Below are 13,515 nucleotides of genomic sequence, written 5' to 3'. Positions count from 1 at the left end.
CCGTACGTTGACCCGCGTGACAGTGCACGACACCTTGCGCAGTACCCGCGATTCGCTGTTCCGGTTCCCCGGTGTGCAGCGGACCGTCCGACTCGCCACGATGCGCGGCTGCGTGCCGAACGCCGTATGGAAGCGCCTGCACCCCACCGGCGTATGGACGCTGCGCGCCCCGGACGGCAGTGGGTTCCGCTACGCCAGCGACGCCGACGACATTCTGGCCCGCAGCCTCATCTGGACGAACATGCGCCACTGGGAGGAGACCACCCACCCGGTCTTCTTCGACCTCGCCCGCAACGCCCGGGGGTTCGTGGACATCGGCGCCTTCTCCGGCATCTACACCCTGCTGGCCTGCCGGGCCAACGCGCGCCTCCGGGCCGTCGCCGTCGAACCCAATCCGGCCGCGATGTGCAAACTGCGCCGCAACATCGAGGTCAACCGCCTCCAGGACCGGGTCGTCCTCGTCGAGAAGGCGCTGTCCAGCGCCGGCGGCCGCGCGGTCCTCGGTATCCCGGCCGACACCACCGCCGCCTCCCTGCTCGCGGCGGAGCCCTCGAACGACACGGTGGAAGTCGACGTCACCACCGGGGACGACGCGATCGGGGACCTCCCCGTCGATCTGGTGAAGATCGACGTCGAAGGGCTGGAACCCGAGGTGCTGAGCGGCATGAGCCGCACGATCTCGGCCCACCGTCCGACGATCATCGCCGAGTGCCTCGACGGAACCGCCCTGGAGAGGCTGCGCGGAGCCGTCCTCGAACTCGGCTACCGGCAGATCCGCCACCTCGGGAGGGACGGAGTGGTGCCCGCCCCGCCCGGATTCGTGCCACCGCCGCGGTACGCCAACTTCCTCGTGGACTGACGTTCCGGGCCTGGCGAAGACGCCGCAGAGGTCCGTGGCGACGGTGACCCTGGACGCGAGGAGCACAAGTGAGCGCACCGGTGGTGCTGCACCTCAACAACGAGACCGAGCTGACGCGGCGCAGCCGGTTCACCGGCGCCTTCCGGAGACTGCAGGCCGAGGGACACCTCAATCATGTACCGGCCGCGCCACGGGCCGAACTGCTCCGCGGTGGGCACCGGGCCGCAGTCGAAGCGCTGGAGGCCACGGTCGTCGAGTGCCGGCCCGACGTGGTCTTCGTCCAGTCTCCGCACGGATTCCCCTTCTCCGACGAGGAGGTCGCCCGGCTGCTCCGGCTGGCGGGCTCACCCCCCGTGGTGTACCAGGAGGGCGACGCGTGGGGCGGCAACAAACGGCTTCCCGCGTCCAGCCGCTCGTGGCTCCGCGTGGCGGACGCCGTGTTCAGCGTCGCCGGAGGCGCGCAGCTGGCCATGCTGCGGCGCATCGCGGGCAAGCCGGTCCGCTACGTGCCGCACACCCTGCCGCTGGACTGCTTTCCCGAACAGGACCGGCCCGCTCCACCGGGCGACGCAGCCGTGTTCGACGTGGTGACGATCGGCAACAGCGTGGTGCGGGCCCGGATCCTCCCCCGCCTGCCGGGCGCAGGCGAGCGGGTCCGGGTCGTCCGCGGGCTGGGACGCCTGGGCTGCCGGCTCGGCGTGTTCGGCTCGGGTTGGCACGGTCCGCACGCCCGGGGCCCGGTCCCCTTCGAGCGGCAGATCGCCGTCCTCCATTCCGCGCGGATGAGCGTGGGATGGGACCACTACGGGCGGTACCCCGGGTACTTCTCCGACCGGCTGCCGATCTCCGGGGCCGCGGGCCGCGTCCACGTCGGCCAGGGCCGGCCCGGGATGGAATGGCTGCCCGGTCCGCAGGACGGGCTGCACCTCATGCGCACTCCCCGGGAAGCGGTGGACCGCGTGGGGGACCTGCTGCGCGCGGAGCAGCACGAGCTGGACTCCGCCGCGGAGCGACTGCGCCGCTGGGTGCGCTCGCGCCTGACCGATCTGCACTCCGTCCAGTTCATGCTGGGCGCGTTCCTGCCGCTGCCTTCGCCGCCCGCCGACCCATGGAAGCGGATCGCGGCCCGGGAGGAACACCGGGGGTGAGGACCGACGGCGGCCCGGCGGGTGGAGCGCTGACGGGGAAGGAGACCGCCCTCCCCGGTGAGGAGCGTCCGCACTCCCACGCGGTGGTCAGCGGGACGCTGTGGAACTACTCGGCGGCCGTCGTGGCGTCCCTCCTCCAGCTCGGCTACACGGCCTACACCGGACGCGCCGTCAGCGCCGCGGCCTTCGGGGCCTTCGCGTCCGCCCTGTCCATCACCCAGCTGCTGGGCTACTTCGCCAACGCCGGACTCGCCACGACCGTGCTGCGTTCGCGAGAGCTCACGCGCGGACTGCTGGTGGCGACGGTCCGTCTGGGCCTGCTCAGCGGACTCGTGTGCTTCGCCCTCGTGCAGGCGACGGCCCCGCTGTGGGCCGAGGTGTGGAACGCCCCCGAGACGACGGGGCTGTTGCGCGTGCTGGGCCTCCAGTTCCTGTTCCTTCCCGTGGGAGCGGTGAGCACCGCCGGCTTGCGGCGGCTGCAGGCCCAGCGGGCCGCGGTCCTGGTCGAGACCGGGGCGCTGGCCGCCGGGCTGCTGACGGGAACCCTGCTCCTGGCGGCGGGCTGGAACCCGCTGGGCCTGGCCGCCACCTCGGTGACCACCCAGCTGGGCATCGCGGTCCTCGCCGGCGTGCTGGCCGCCCGGCGGCTGCCGCCGCCGGGCGGCCGGGCCGGCGGCCGGCCCGGCCGGTACCGCGAACTCGCGGGGTCCTCCGGGTTCCTGGCCGGACACCAGCTCGCCCAGTTCGTCACGAACACGGTGCCGCTGTGGGCGGCCGGGGCGATGCTCGGTCCTGTCGCGGCCGGGTACTACTCGCGGGCGACACTCTTCACCGGGCTGCTCCTCACCACGCTCGCGGCCGGCCTGACCCGTGTCACGACCCCCGCCCTCACCAGGGTGCGTGCGCAGCCGCCGGAGTCGTCGCCGGAGACGGGCCCGCCCGGAGGCCGGGAGGAGCCCGCCGTCCGCCGCGCGGCGACCGACGTCCTGCTCGCGGCCTCCGCGCTGTCCTTCCTGCCATTCGCGTTCCTCGCCGGGGCCGGGGCCGGCGCGCTGCGGCTGCTCCTGGGACCCGGCTGGGACGAGGCGGCCAGGCTGGTGCCCCCGCTGTGCCTCTTCTCCGCCGTCGCCGTCGTCTACGCGGTCGGGCTCTCCGTGGACACGGTGTGCGGCTCCCACCGCTGGATGGCGGCCGCCCAGGCCGCGGCGGCGGTCGTGACCCTGGCGGGGGCGGTGGTGGCCATCGCCGGAGACAGCCTCACCCTGCTGGCCCTGGCCGCCCTGGCAGGCCAACTGGGCGGTCTCGCGGTGCAGATGTGGAAGTGGCGCGGTCACGGCGTGGTCGAGGCACGTCGTCTGTGGGTCGGCTACGCGGTACACGCGACCCTGGGGCTCGCGGCGTACGCGGCGGGAGCCGCGCTGTCCCGGACGGCCGCCGGCCAGTCCTGCCCGGCCGTCCTGCTGGTGCTGCCGGCCGTCGGACTCGCCGTGCTCGTCTGCCGCCCGCTGCGCACCCGGCTTCCGCTGTACACGGTGGCGGCCGCCCGTGGTCTGCTTCCCCTCCGGGTACCGGGCCTCCGCCGCGGCCGGACCACCCGGCCGCAGGCGCAGTGATCAGCGCCCGGGTGCCGCTTCCGGTTGCCTCGACGGCTCCGGGTCGCGGAGGAACACCACGTCGCACTGGAGCATCTGGCCGGTCCGGCCGTCGGTGAAGCCGGGCACCACCGCCATCAGGGTCAGGCCGTAGCGCCGTTGCGCGGTGTCCATCACCTGGTGCAGCAGGGGACCGCCTTCGTACAAGGGGACGCAGGACGCCTCCAGTTGCAGTCCACAGCAGCGTCGTGCGAGATCCTCGGCCCCCCTCAGGACGGCTTCCTCGTAGCCCTGGACATCCAGCTTGACGAAGACGCGGTCCTCGGGTTCCGCCAGCTGCGGCCAGAGGTCGTCGAGGCGGTACTGCTCGGCCTCCTGGCGGCCCACGTACCGGGAGTCCGGGCACGCCTCGGCGTGCCGCGGCAGCATGGGCAGTACGGAACTGCTCAGTCCGCTGTTTCCGGCCACGTTCAGGGTGACGGAGGTCCGCTCGTCGCCGAGGGCGTACGGGAACACGGTCCACAGCGGGTCCGCGGCCGCCCGGCGGCGCAGCGCCTCGAACGGTCCGCGCAGCGGTTCGAAGGACACGATGCGTCCTCGGTACCCGAATCGCCGCAGGTTGCGCCCGTACTGACCGCGGTTCGCCCCCACGTCCAGCACCACGTCGGCGCCGGAATGACGCAGCAGCCGCACCGTGCGGTAGTCGTAGGAGCACTCCGGAAACCGGTTCACGTCGAATCCGAAGCGCTGCACGGCCTTGCGGCCCCGGTGGAGAAGAGTCACCCGCCCATTGTGATCGACTTACGTACGCTTTGTCACTGATAGCGATGTCCTACACGCCGTGCCCTCACGGGTTCCGCCGGTCTCCGACGGGGCCGCGCCCTCCCGCTCCATGACGGCGGATCGAGCGGGCGGCTCGGGACGTGGCACGGGTGCCACGGGGGCGGGAGCGCCCGGCGACGGCGCCGGCGGGAGTTCGTCGGCCGACCGGAGCCGCGCCTGCCACAGACAGAACCCGAGCAGCACCGCCTGCTCCGGGAAGGCCGAGTAGGACACGAACAGCACCAGCTGGCCGACCATCACGACACGGAGGGCCAGGGTCTCGGCGCCACCGCGCGCGAGCCGCCTCCAGGTCCGGACATAGACGACGAGCAGTGCCAGCAGCCCCACCAGTCCGAGCCGCAGCATGATGTGCAGGTAGTAGTCGTGCGGGGACACCGTGACGAGACCGCCCCCGATGAACCGCTCGTAGCCCGACCCGAACGGCGCGCCGACCAGCCATTGGGCGAAGGTCCGCGGGGCCTCGATCAGATCCTGCCAGCCGAGCATCCGCCACACGAAGGTGCTGCGGGTGCCCTGCGTCTCCTTGAACGAGTCCGTCAGGGAACCGCCGATCGCGCCGAAGGCACCGGCGGCGTAGAGCAGCGCCGCCAGGGAGAGCGCGAGCGCTCCCGCGCCCGCCGACACCAAGCGCCGTCCGCCGCGCGCGGGACGCAGCACCCACCAGGCCAGCCCCATCATCGCGGTGGCCACCCAGACCGTCCGGTGCTGGAGCAGTACCACGAGAACGAGGAACAGGAAGGCCGTCAGATGTCTTCCGTTCACCCGCGGTCCGCCCGCCGGGCCGCCGCGGTCCGGCACACCGGCGGCCGGCGGGGCGGGTGCGCCCGGAGCCAGCAGCAGCATCGCGGCCTGGGACAGGACCAGTGCCGCGGCGGCCGGCACCGGCCGGGAGTCGACCGTCACACCGTCGACGGCGAGATGGGCGTTCGCCGCATGCAGTCCGCGGTCCGCCCAGCCGGCCACACTGAGCAGCGCGTACGCAGCCGCGGTGGCCAGCCAGGCCCGGGGGACGATCCGGCTCAGCGAGGCGCTCAGCGGTGCGGTGGCCAGGTACAGGGTGATGGCGAGGAAGTGCCAGAAGTACGTCCGGGAGTCGTTTCCCGCGGCCTGCAGTCCGAAGGCGTCCGCCCCGCGGAGGGTGGACCAGGCGGTGAGAACGACCATGGCCAGCAGGGCCGCCACCCCGGCGTGGGACTTCAGGTTGCGGCGGGGAACGCGCATCAGGGCGACGGAGATCGCGCACACGTCCAGGATGTCGGTCGGGTACACGCGAACGCCGATGTCGAGGGCGGCCGTCTGCCCCCCGGCGACGACGACCCAGACCTGGGTGCCCAACAGAAGCCCGATCGCGATTCCGCAGCGCCGGGCGAAGACCCACAGCAGCAGCCCCACGAGCGGGGGTGCCGCGAGGAGCATCAGCAGGGTCTGCGGGTCGGCGGGTAGGAGTCGCACCGTGATCCGTTCTGGGATGGGGGAACGCGCTGGGGGTGGACCCGGCCGGGCGGTGCGGTCGGCCGTGGAGCCCGGCCGCGTGCGCGACCGGTCAGGGTTCGGCGCGAAGGGACGACTGCCGGTGCCGCGGTACGGCTCCCGGCAGGCGCACGCCGGCTCTCAGGACGGTCTTCACATACGGGGAGCAGAAGACCAGCGGCGCCCAGGGCCCGAGGTGGCGGCGGCAGTACCGCCACCACGGTGCCGGCGGCTGCTCCCGCACCGAGGCCAGCCGCCGCAGGGCGGTGCGCGCGTCGAGACCGGGTTCGGCCGAAGTTCCCCGCACGGCACCGGAGTTGTCGTCGCAGATGCCGACGTGGCCCGGTGCGAGCAGCAGGGGGATGCCGGCCCGGCGGGCCCGGAGCCCGTAGTCGTGGTCTCCCATGCGGTGGGGGAAGGCCGGGTCGAGGTCGCCCAGCATCCGCCGGGCGGGGGCGGTGACCAGGACCGCGTTGCCGTTGCAGGTGTCGCACGGCTTCGCGTGCCGGTCGTCCGGCTCGACCCGTTCCAGAACCGGGGGGCGGAGCCGGGGCCGGACGAGGCGGTAGCCGCTGTAGGTGGTGCGGGTTCCGTCGCCGGAGCGCATGGCGCCGACGGCGACGGCCGGGCGGTCCAGGGGGGCCGCGGTGCGCAGCAGTGCGGCGAGGGCCCCCGGGTCGAGGACCACGTCGTCGTTGAGCCACAGCACATGGGCGGCGGGATCGGCGCGGGTGGCGGCGATCCCGGTGCCGGTGCCCCAGTGGACGTCCGTGCCGACCGTCACCACGTCGGTGCCGGGGAAGGCGGCGCGCACCTCGTCGGCCGTGCCGTCGGAGCTGCCGGCGTCGACGAGGTGGACCGTACAGCGGGTGCCGGCCGGGAGACCGGTCTGGGCGTACACCGAGGCGAGGGCCGCGAGCGTCCTGTCCCGGCGGTTGTGACAGGTCATCAGAACAGCTACGCCGCGCGGGGCGCCTCCGGGCGGGATGCGGTCGGCGAGCACCGGGTCACCGCGCGGCCGGGGCGGGAACGGCGGTCGGCGCGGCCTGGTCCACCGGCGCGAGGCCGTTCCCGAGGACGTTGAGCTCCGCGTCGACCATCAGGCGGGCCAGCTCGGGTGCGCGGACGGTCGCTCGCCATCCGAGGTGCGACTCCGCCTTGGAGGCGTCGCCGATCAGGTGGTCGACCTCGGTCGGGCGCAGATAGCGCTCGTCGAAGCGCACGTGGTCGCGCCAGTCGAGGCCGACGTGGGCGAAGCACTGCTCGACGAAGTCGCGCACGCTGTAGCTGACACCGGTCGCGACCACGTAGTCGTCGGGCTCGTCCTGCTGGAGCATCCGCCACATCGCCTCGACGTACTCGGCCGCGTAGCCCCAGTCCCGCCGGGCGTCGAGATTGCCGAGGTAGACCACGTCCTCCAGGCCCGCTTTGATGCGCGCGGCGGCCGTCGCGACCTTGCGGGTGACGAAGGTGGGGCCGCGGCGCGGGGACTCGTGGTTGAAGAGGATGCCGTTGACCGCGTACATCCCGTAGGCCTCCCGGTAGTTGCGGGTGACCCAGTACGCGTACACCTTCGCCGCCCCGTAGGGCGAGCGGGGGTGGAAGGGGGTTCCCTCGTTCTGGGGCGGTGGGGCGGCGCCGAACATCTCCGAGCTGGACGCCTGGTAGAAGCGACAGGGGAGGCCGGTGGTCCGGATGGCCTCCAGCAGCCGCGTCGTCCCCAGACCCGTGGAGTCCCCTGTGCATTCCGGTTCGTCGAACGACACGCGGACATGTGACTGGGCGGCCAGGTGGTACACCTCGTCCGGTTGCACCTGCTTCAGCAGACCCGCGATCCGGGTCCCGTCGGTGAGGTCCCCGTAGTGCAGAAAGAGACGGGCCTCCGGATCGTGCGGATCCCGGTAGAGGTGGTCGATGCGCTGCGTGGTGAAGGTCGAGGCGCGGCGGACGATCCCGTGCACCACGTATCCCTTCCGCAACAGCAACTCCGCGAGATAGGAGCCGTCCTGGCCGGTGATGCCGGTGATGAGCGCGGTCTTGACTGTCATGGGGCCTTCTCTTGCTGGGCTGTCGGGGTGGGCAGACGGCGACTCACATCGCGAGCACCTCGGGGCACCCGGCCAGAATACGGAAATCCTATTCTTTGTCCTTGTTATGACTGTGTGTCGTGTATGCCATGCATGTGACCCCGGTTCCATTCGGCGCACACGGCGTTCGTTCCCCCGGGGTCCGCACCGGGGACGGCTCTCGTCCCGACCGGCAGGCCATGGCCCGGCCCCGGCGCCGTGTCGGCTCCGCAGCCCGTGCGCGCCTCACACGTCCGCCGGACCCGGACGGGGATGCTCTTCGCAGGCGCGAGGCCCAGCCCTTCCGCGCTCGTCGAGAACTCGGCATCACGCCGGTGAAGGAGGACAGCGATGCCCATGGTCACCTGTACACATACCGGAGCCACCCGCCCGGCCGCCGCGGAGCCGAGCGCCCGGGGTGCGAGGTGGCGCCCTCTTGACCGCTCCGCACGGGTGTTCGTGGCCGGAGGCCGGGGGCTGGTCGGCTCGGCGGTGTGGAGGGAACTGCTCCGTGAGGGGTTCACCGATGTGGTCGGGCCCGGCTCCGCGGAGCTGGACCTGCGGGAACGCGGGGCGGTCTTCGACTGGTTCGCGGAGACGCGCCCGGACGTGGTGGTCCTGGCCGCGGCGCGCGTGGGCGGCATCAAGGCGAACGCCACCCGGCCCGCCGAGTTCCTCTCGGAGAATCTGCGCATCCAGGTCAATGTGCTGGACGCGGCCCTGGAGCAGGGGGTCGAGCGGCTTCTCTTCCTGGGCTCCAGCTGCATCTACCCCAAGTTCGCCGAGCAGCCCATCCGGGAGGAGGCGCTGCTGACGGGCCCTCTGGAGCCGACCAACGACGCCTACGCCATCGCCAAGATCGCCGGTGTCCTGCAGGTGCAGGCGGTCCGGCGGCAGCACGGTCTGCCGTGGATCTCCGCCATGCCGACCAATCTGTACGGGCCCGGGGACAACTTCCACCCCGAGCACTCCCATGTGCTGCCGTCACTCATCCGGCGCTTCCACGAGGCCCGGCGGACGGGGGCGCGGCGCGTGGTGAACTGGGGCTCCGGGACTCCCCGCCGGGAGTTCCTGCACGTCGACGATCTGGCCAGGGCGTGTCTGCATCTCCTGGAGCACTACGACGGGGACGAACCGGTCAACGTGGGAACCGGCACCGACCTGTCCATCCGGGAACTGGCGCAGATGGTCGCCGAAGTGGTCGGTTACCGGGGGCGCGTCGAATGGAACGCCGACCAGCCCGACGGCACCCCCCGCAAACTCCTCGACATCTCCCGCATCACCGCACTGGGCTGGGCTCCCCGGATCGGCCTGCGGGAGGGCGTGGGCGAGGTGTACGCGTGGTACGCGGACCGCCTCGGGTCCGGTGACGTGCGGCAGTGAGCGGGCACGAGGCTTCTTGACCGCGGGCGCCGGCCCCGGCCGGGACCCGGAGGCTGCCTCGCCTGGTCCCGGCGCACCGGAGGCCGGTGGGCCCCGGCGGCTGCCGGCCCGTGCCGGTCAGCCGCTCAGGGTCTCGCGCAAGGCGTCCACCACCGCGGTGGCGCGGAGGTCCTCGTCCGCCTCCATCTGGTTGGTGAGGAACGCGAAGCCGATCTCCGCGCCGGGGTCCGCGAAGGCGACCTGGCCGCCGGCCCCGTCGTGGCCGAAGCTGCCGGGGGAGAGGTAGCGGCGGGCCGCGGAGTCGAGTTGGAAGCCCATGCCCCAGCGCGGCCACGGCCCCGGCACGTCGAACACGGGAGCGCCCTCGGTCTGGACCGCGAGCGCGCTCTCCAGGGTCGTGTCGTCCAGGAGGCGGACGCCCTCCGTGGCGGTGACCGTGGCCGACCAGAGGGTGGCCAGCGCCCGCGCGGTCGCCACCCCGCCGGCGCCGGGGATCTCGGCGGCGCGGACGGCGGGGTCGTTGAAACCGCCGTCCGGGGTGATCAGTTCGGGGGTGAAGGCGCCGCCGAGGGTCATCGCCCGGCCGGGCCAGTCCGGATCGCCCGGCACGCGGGCCGCCGCCTGCCGGGCCACGTGGCCCACGAGGCCGGCCCCCGCGTGGAGGTGGGCCACCCGCCCGCCGAGGTGCCCGGGCAGGCCGACCCAGGCGTCGGCGCCGAGCGGTTCGGCGAGGAACCGGGCGAACGCCTCGCGCACCGGCAGGCCGGTGATCCGCCGGATGACCTCGCCGATCAGCCAGCCGTGGGTGAGGGCGTGGTATGCGTACCCCGTGCCCGGCTCCCATAGCGGCTTCTGCTCGGCCAGGGCGCCGGTGACGGTGTGCCAGTCCAGGACGTCCGACGGCGAGAGCGCGCGGCGGGGCGCGGAGAGCCCGGAGCGGTGGGCGAGGATGTCCAGCACCCGTATGCCCCCCTTGCCGGCCTGTGCGAACTCCGGCCAGTAGGTGGCGACCGGCGCCCGGTAGTCGAGCCGGCCCTCCGCCACGAGTCGCGCGGCGAGGACGGACATCAGCCCCTTCGTGCAGGAGAAGATCACGCTCGCGGTGTCCCGTTCCCAGGGGCGGCCGGTGCGGGTGTCCGCGACGCCTCCCCAGAGGTCGACCACCAGTTCGCCGTGGTGGCGGACGGCCAGGGCCGCCCCCATGCGCGGGTTGCCGTCGAAGGCGCGCTCGAAGGCGCGTCGCACCGTCTCGTAGCCGGGGGCCGTCCGGCCGTGGACGGCGGGGGTCGCGGTGGTCGCGGGGTTGGCGGGGTTCGCCGGTGTCGCGGGTGTCATCGGGTCTCCTGCAGGCGTGCGACCGACAGGTGCCCGTCGGGGGACCAGCCGAGCGGAAGGGGGTCGGATATCCGGCCGGCGAAGTCGGTGTCCGGGCCGGTGTTCTCGAAGGCGAGCAGCACCCACCGCCCGTCGTGGGTGCGGACGGCGCGCCCGCTGTAGAGCTCCTCGCCGGTGAGAAGGGTCGCGTCCCCGGCGGGCACGGGGCCCGCCGGGTCGGTGACGGGAACGGCCCAGACGCCGCCGCGCTCCCCGCGGGTGCGGCGCTCGCCCACGACGTGCGGGGTGTCGCAGGAGAAGAGCACCGCGTGCCGGCCCTCGACGGTGACGAGCTGCGGGACCTCCAGATGGGCGAAGCCCGCACCGGGGGAGCTGAGCGGCTCCCGCACCGACCAGGTCTCCAGGTCCGGGGAGGTGGCGTGGCCGATGACGCCCCGGTCGAGCGGGTCCCCGTGCGCGGCGCGGGCGGTGACCAGCATGTGCCAGCCGTCACCGGAGGGGTCGGGGAAGACCCACGGGTCGCGCCAGGTCTCCTCGCGCCAGGTCCCGTCCGCGTAGGTCTCGTAGTGGAGCGGGTCGGCGGAGACGACCGCCGCGGGCTCCTTGGTCCAGGTGTGGAGGTCGGTGGAGACGGCCACGCCGATGGTCTCGATGTTCGCCGCGGAGCCGGACACCGGGAAGCGGGCGCCGGTGTAGAACATGCGCCAGCGGCCGTCCGGGCCCCGGACGACGGAGCCGGTCCAGGTGGCCGTCTCGTCGTGGTCCCCGGGGCCGCCCGGCCCGAGCACCGGGCCGAGATCCTCCCAGTGGCGCAGGTCCGTGGAGACCGCGTGGCCGATGGCGGCGTTGCGGTGGCGGAGGTGCTGGTCGCCGAGGGAGCGGGGTGCGTGCAGGTAGTAGAGGTGGTGGAGGCCGCCGGAGTCGGCGAGCCAGAAGTCCCAGACCCAGTGGTCGTCGAGGGCGAAGGTCACGAGTGCTCGTTTCGGTGGTTCGCGAGAGCGAGAGCGGGGGCGGGGGCGGGGCCCGCACGGGCCCCGGAGGTCAGCTCTTGACGGCGCCGGAGAGCAGCGCCTTGACGAACTGGCGCTGGAAGATCAGGAACACGATGATCACCGGGGTGATGACGATCAGCGCGCCCGCGTTGAGCAGCGGGATGCTCAGCGAGTACTGGCCCTGGAAGAAGGTCAGCGCTCCCGCCGCCGTCCGGTCGAGCGGGTTGTCGATCAGCACCACCGGCAGCAGGAACTGGTTCCACGTCCACAGGAAGTAGAGGATCGCCAGCGCGGACACCGCGGGCAGCGCCAGCGGCAGCTGGATCCGCCGGAACTCCTGCCACAGCCCGGCGCCGTCGACGCGGGCGGCCTCCGACAGCTCCCGGGGCACGTTGACGAAGTGCGCGCGCATCCAGAAGACGCCGAACGGCATGAACAGGCCGATCAGCGGCAGGACGACCGCCCACCGGGTGTTGAGCGTCCCCAGCGTCTGCGCCTGGTAGTAGAGCGGGATGATCAGGGACTCGAACGGGATGGCCAGCCCCAGCACCAGGAAGATCAGCACGGCGCCGCCGCCCCGGACGCGCAGCGAGCCCAGGGCGTAGCCGGCGAGGGTGGCGGCCAGCAGGGCGGCGGGGACGACCCCGGCCACGATCAGCAGGCTCGATCCCATGAGCTTGCCGACGTGCCCGGTCTCGAACGCGGCGGCGAAGTTGCCCCACTGCGGGTCGGTGGGCCAGGCGAGGCCGGTCGGGTTGACGTCCGCCGGCTGGAGCGCCGCCGAGACCATGTTGAGCAGCGGCAGCAGTGTGAGCACCAGGGCGAGGACGAGGAGGACGCGGCCGGTCAGGGTTTCGGTACGGCTGGTGTTCATCGGTCACCTGCCCGGGCGAGTCGCTGGACGGGCAGCACACAGGCCACCACGAGGATCATGAGCACGATGCCGAAGGCCGAGGCGAGCCCCACATCGCTCTGGGTGAACCCGATCCGGTAGATCGAGATGGCCGGGACGAGCGTGGAGCGCCCGGGGCCGCCCTGGGTCGAGGTGTAGATGATGTCGAAGCTGCTCAGCGCGGCGATCATGCTGAGCGTGACGAGGACGGCGATCTCCTGGCGCAGCCCGGGCAGTGTGATGGCGAAGAACTCCCGCCACCAGCCGGCCCCGTCGATCCGGGCGGCCTCGTAGAGCGAGCGGTCGATCTTCCCGATCCCGGTGAGCAGCAGCACCGTGCACAGACCGGTCAGCACCCAGGAGCCGATCAGCCCCACCGCGGGCAGCGCGGTGCCGTAGTCCGACAGCCAGGGGCGGGCGAGCCACCCCAGGCCGGCCGCCCGGAGGATCTCGTTGACGGCGCCGGTCTGCGCGTACATCCAGGACCAGGCGATACCGGCCGCGGCCAGCGGGATGACCTGCGGAAGGAAGAGGATCGTCTGGGACGCCCGCGCGAAGCCGCCGGAGCGCAGCGACCGGATGAGGGTCGCCAGCACCAGCCCGGCGCCAACGGGGATGACCGTGAAGAAGACCAGCAGGACGAACGCGTTGCCGATGGCGCCGAGCAGCTCCGGGTCCGTGAACACGGTGGCGTAGTTGCCGAGCCCGACCCAGGTCGCGGTGCCGACGCCGTTCCAGTCGTAGAACGAGTACTGCACGCCCACGATCAGGGGCCAGACCACGAAGCCGGTGTAGGCGCCGAGGGCGGGGAGGAGCAGCAGCCACCCGCGCGCCGCCCCGCGCCGGGGACCCCTGGGGGAGCGTGCCCGGCCGGAGCGGTGCAGGGGGGCCGGGGCGCCGGTCACTGCGGCCCTCCCCGTGCGGGGCGGCCCGCC

Annotated in this window: 12 protein-coding genes; 4 read left to right on the top strand and 8 right to left on the bottom strand. The window is 73.1% G+C overall.

Annotated features, from left to right (window positions below):
• The first annotated feature begins 16 nt into the window (after window positions 1-16).
• From LIX60_RS14045 to LIX60_RS14035, 3 genes are all read left to right on the top strand, one after another.
• Window positions 17-859, top strand: a complete 843-nt coding sequence (locus LIX60_RS14045; protein ID WP_227958711.1) for an FkbM family methyltransferase — start codon at window positions 17-19, stop codon at window positions 857-859.
• A gap of 68 nt (window positions 860-927) precedes the next feature.
• A complete protein-coding gene (locus LIX60_RS14040; RefSeq protein ID WP_227958710.1) occupies window positions 928-2,007 on the top strand; it encodes a hypothetical protein in 1,080 nt (359 codons plus the stop codon).
• The gene (locus tag LIX60_RS14035) at window positions 2,004-3,620 is read left to right on the top strand and encodes an oligosaccharide flippase family protein (RefSeq protein ID WP_227958709.1); all 1,617 of its coding nucleotides are present in this window, start codon (window positions 2,004-2,006) and stop codon (window positions 3,618-3,620) included. The genes LIX60_RS14040 and LIX60_RS14035 overlap by 4 nt, the downstream gene beginning before the upstream one ends.
• Here LIX60_RS14035 and LIX60_RS14030 read toward each other — a convergent pair whose 3' ends face one another.
• From LIX60_RS14030 to gmd, 4 genes are all read right to left on the bottom strand, one after another.
• Window positions 3,621-4,382, bottom strand: a complete 762-nt coding sequence (locus LIX60_RS14030; RefSeq protein WP_227958708.1) for an FkbM family methyltransferase — start codon at window positions 4,380-4,382, stop codon at window positions 3,621-3,623.
• Between the two features lie 18 nt (window positions 4,383-4,400).
• On the bottom strand, window positions 4,401-5,894 hold the full coding sequence (locus LIX60_RS31750) for an O-antigen ligase family protein (RefSeq protein WP_227958707.1): 1,494 nt from the start codon (window positions 5,892-5,894) through the stop codon (window positions 4,401-4,403).
• A 91-nt stretch (window positions 5,895-5,985) separates the two neighbouring features.
• Window positions 5,986-6,915: a glycosyltransferase family 2 protein gene (locus tag LIX60_RS14020; RefSeq protein WP_227958706.1), complete on the bottom strand. Its 930-nt coding sequence runs from the start codon at window positions 6,913-6,915 to the stop codon at window positions 5,986-5,988.
• A 4-nt stretch (window positions 6,916-6,919) separates the two neighbouring features.
• The gene (gene gmd / locus LIX60_RS14015) at window positions 6,920-7,960 is read right to left on the bottom strand and encodes a GDP-mannose 4,6-dehydratase (protein WP_227958705.1); all 1,041 of its coding nucleotides are present in this window, start codon (window positions 7,958-7,960) and stop codon (window positions 6,920-6,922) included.
• 375 nt (window positions 7,961-8,335) lie between these two features.
• On the opposite strand from gmd, the gene LIX60_RS14010 reads away from it, so the two are divergent.
• Window positions 8,336-9,361, top strand: coding sequence for a GDP-L-fucose synthase (locus LIX60_RS14010; protein ID WP_227962768.1), 1,026 nt, complete (start codon window positions 8,336-8,338; stop codon window positions 9,359-9,361).
• 117 nt (window positions 9,362-9,478) lie between these two features.
• On the opposite strand, the gene LIX60_RS14005 is transcribed toward LIX60_RS14010, so the two are convergent.
• The 4 genes from LIX60_RS14005 to LIX60_RS13990 form a co-directional block, all read right to left on the bottom strand.
• Window positions 9,479-10,696, bottom strand: coding sequence for a serine hydrolase (locus LIX60_RS14005; RefSeq protein ID WP_227958704.1), 1,218 nt, complete (start codon window positions 10,694-10,696; stop codon window positions 9,479-9,481).
• On the bottom strand, window positions 10,693-11,667 hold the full coding sequence (locus tag LIX60_RS14000) for a glycoside hydrolase family 68 protein (RefSeq protein ID WP_227958703.1): 975 nt from the start codon (window positions 11,665-11,667) through the stop codon (window positions 10,693-10,695). Before LIX60_RS14000 ends, LIX60_RS14005 begins: the two co-directional genes overlap by 4 nt.
• Before the next feature lie 70 nt (window positions 11,668-11,737).
• On the bottom strand, window positions 11,738-12,562 hold the full coding sequence (locus tag LIX60_RS13995) for a carbohydrate ABC transporter permease (protein ID WP_227958702.1): 825 nt from the start codon (window positions 12,560-12,562) through the stop codon (window positions 11,738-11,740).
• A complete protein-coding gene (locus LIX60_RS13990) occupies window positions 12,559-13,485 on the bottom strand; it encodes a carbohydrate ABC transporter permease (RefSeq protein WP_227958701.1) in 927 nt (308 codons plus the stop codon). Before LIX60_RS13990 ends, LIX60_RS13995 begins: the two co-directional genes overlap by 4 nt.
• Window positions 13,486-13,515 lie beyond the last annotated feature (30 nt).

The sequence above is a fragment of the Streptomyces sp. S07_1.15 genome, assembly GCF_020739505.1.
Taxonomy (GTDB): Bacteria; Actinomycetota; Actinomycetes; order Streptomycetales; family Streptomycetaceae; genus Streptomyces; species Streptomyces xinghaiensis.
This window is presented reverse-complemented; position numbering and strand designations above follow the sequence as displayed.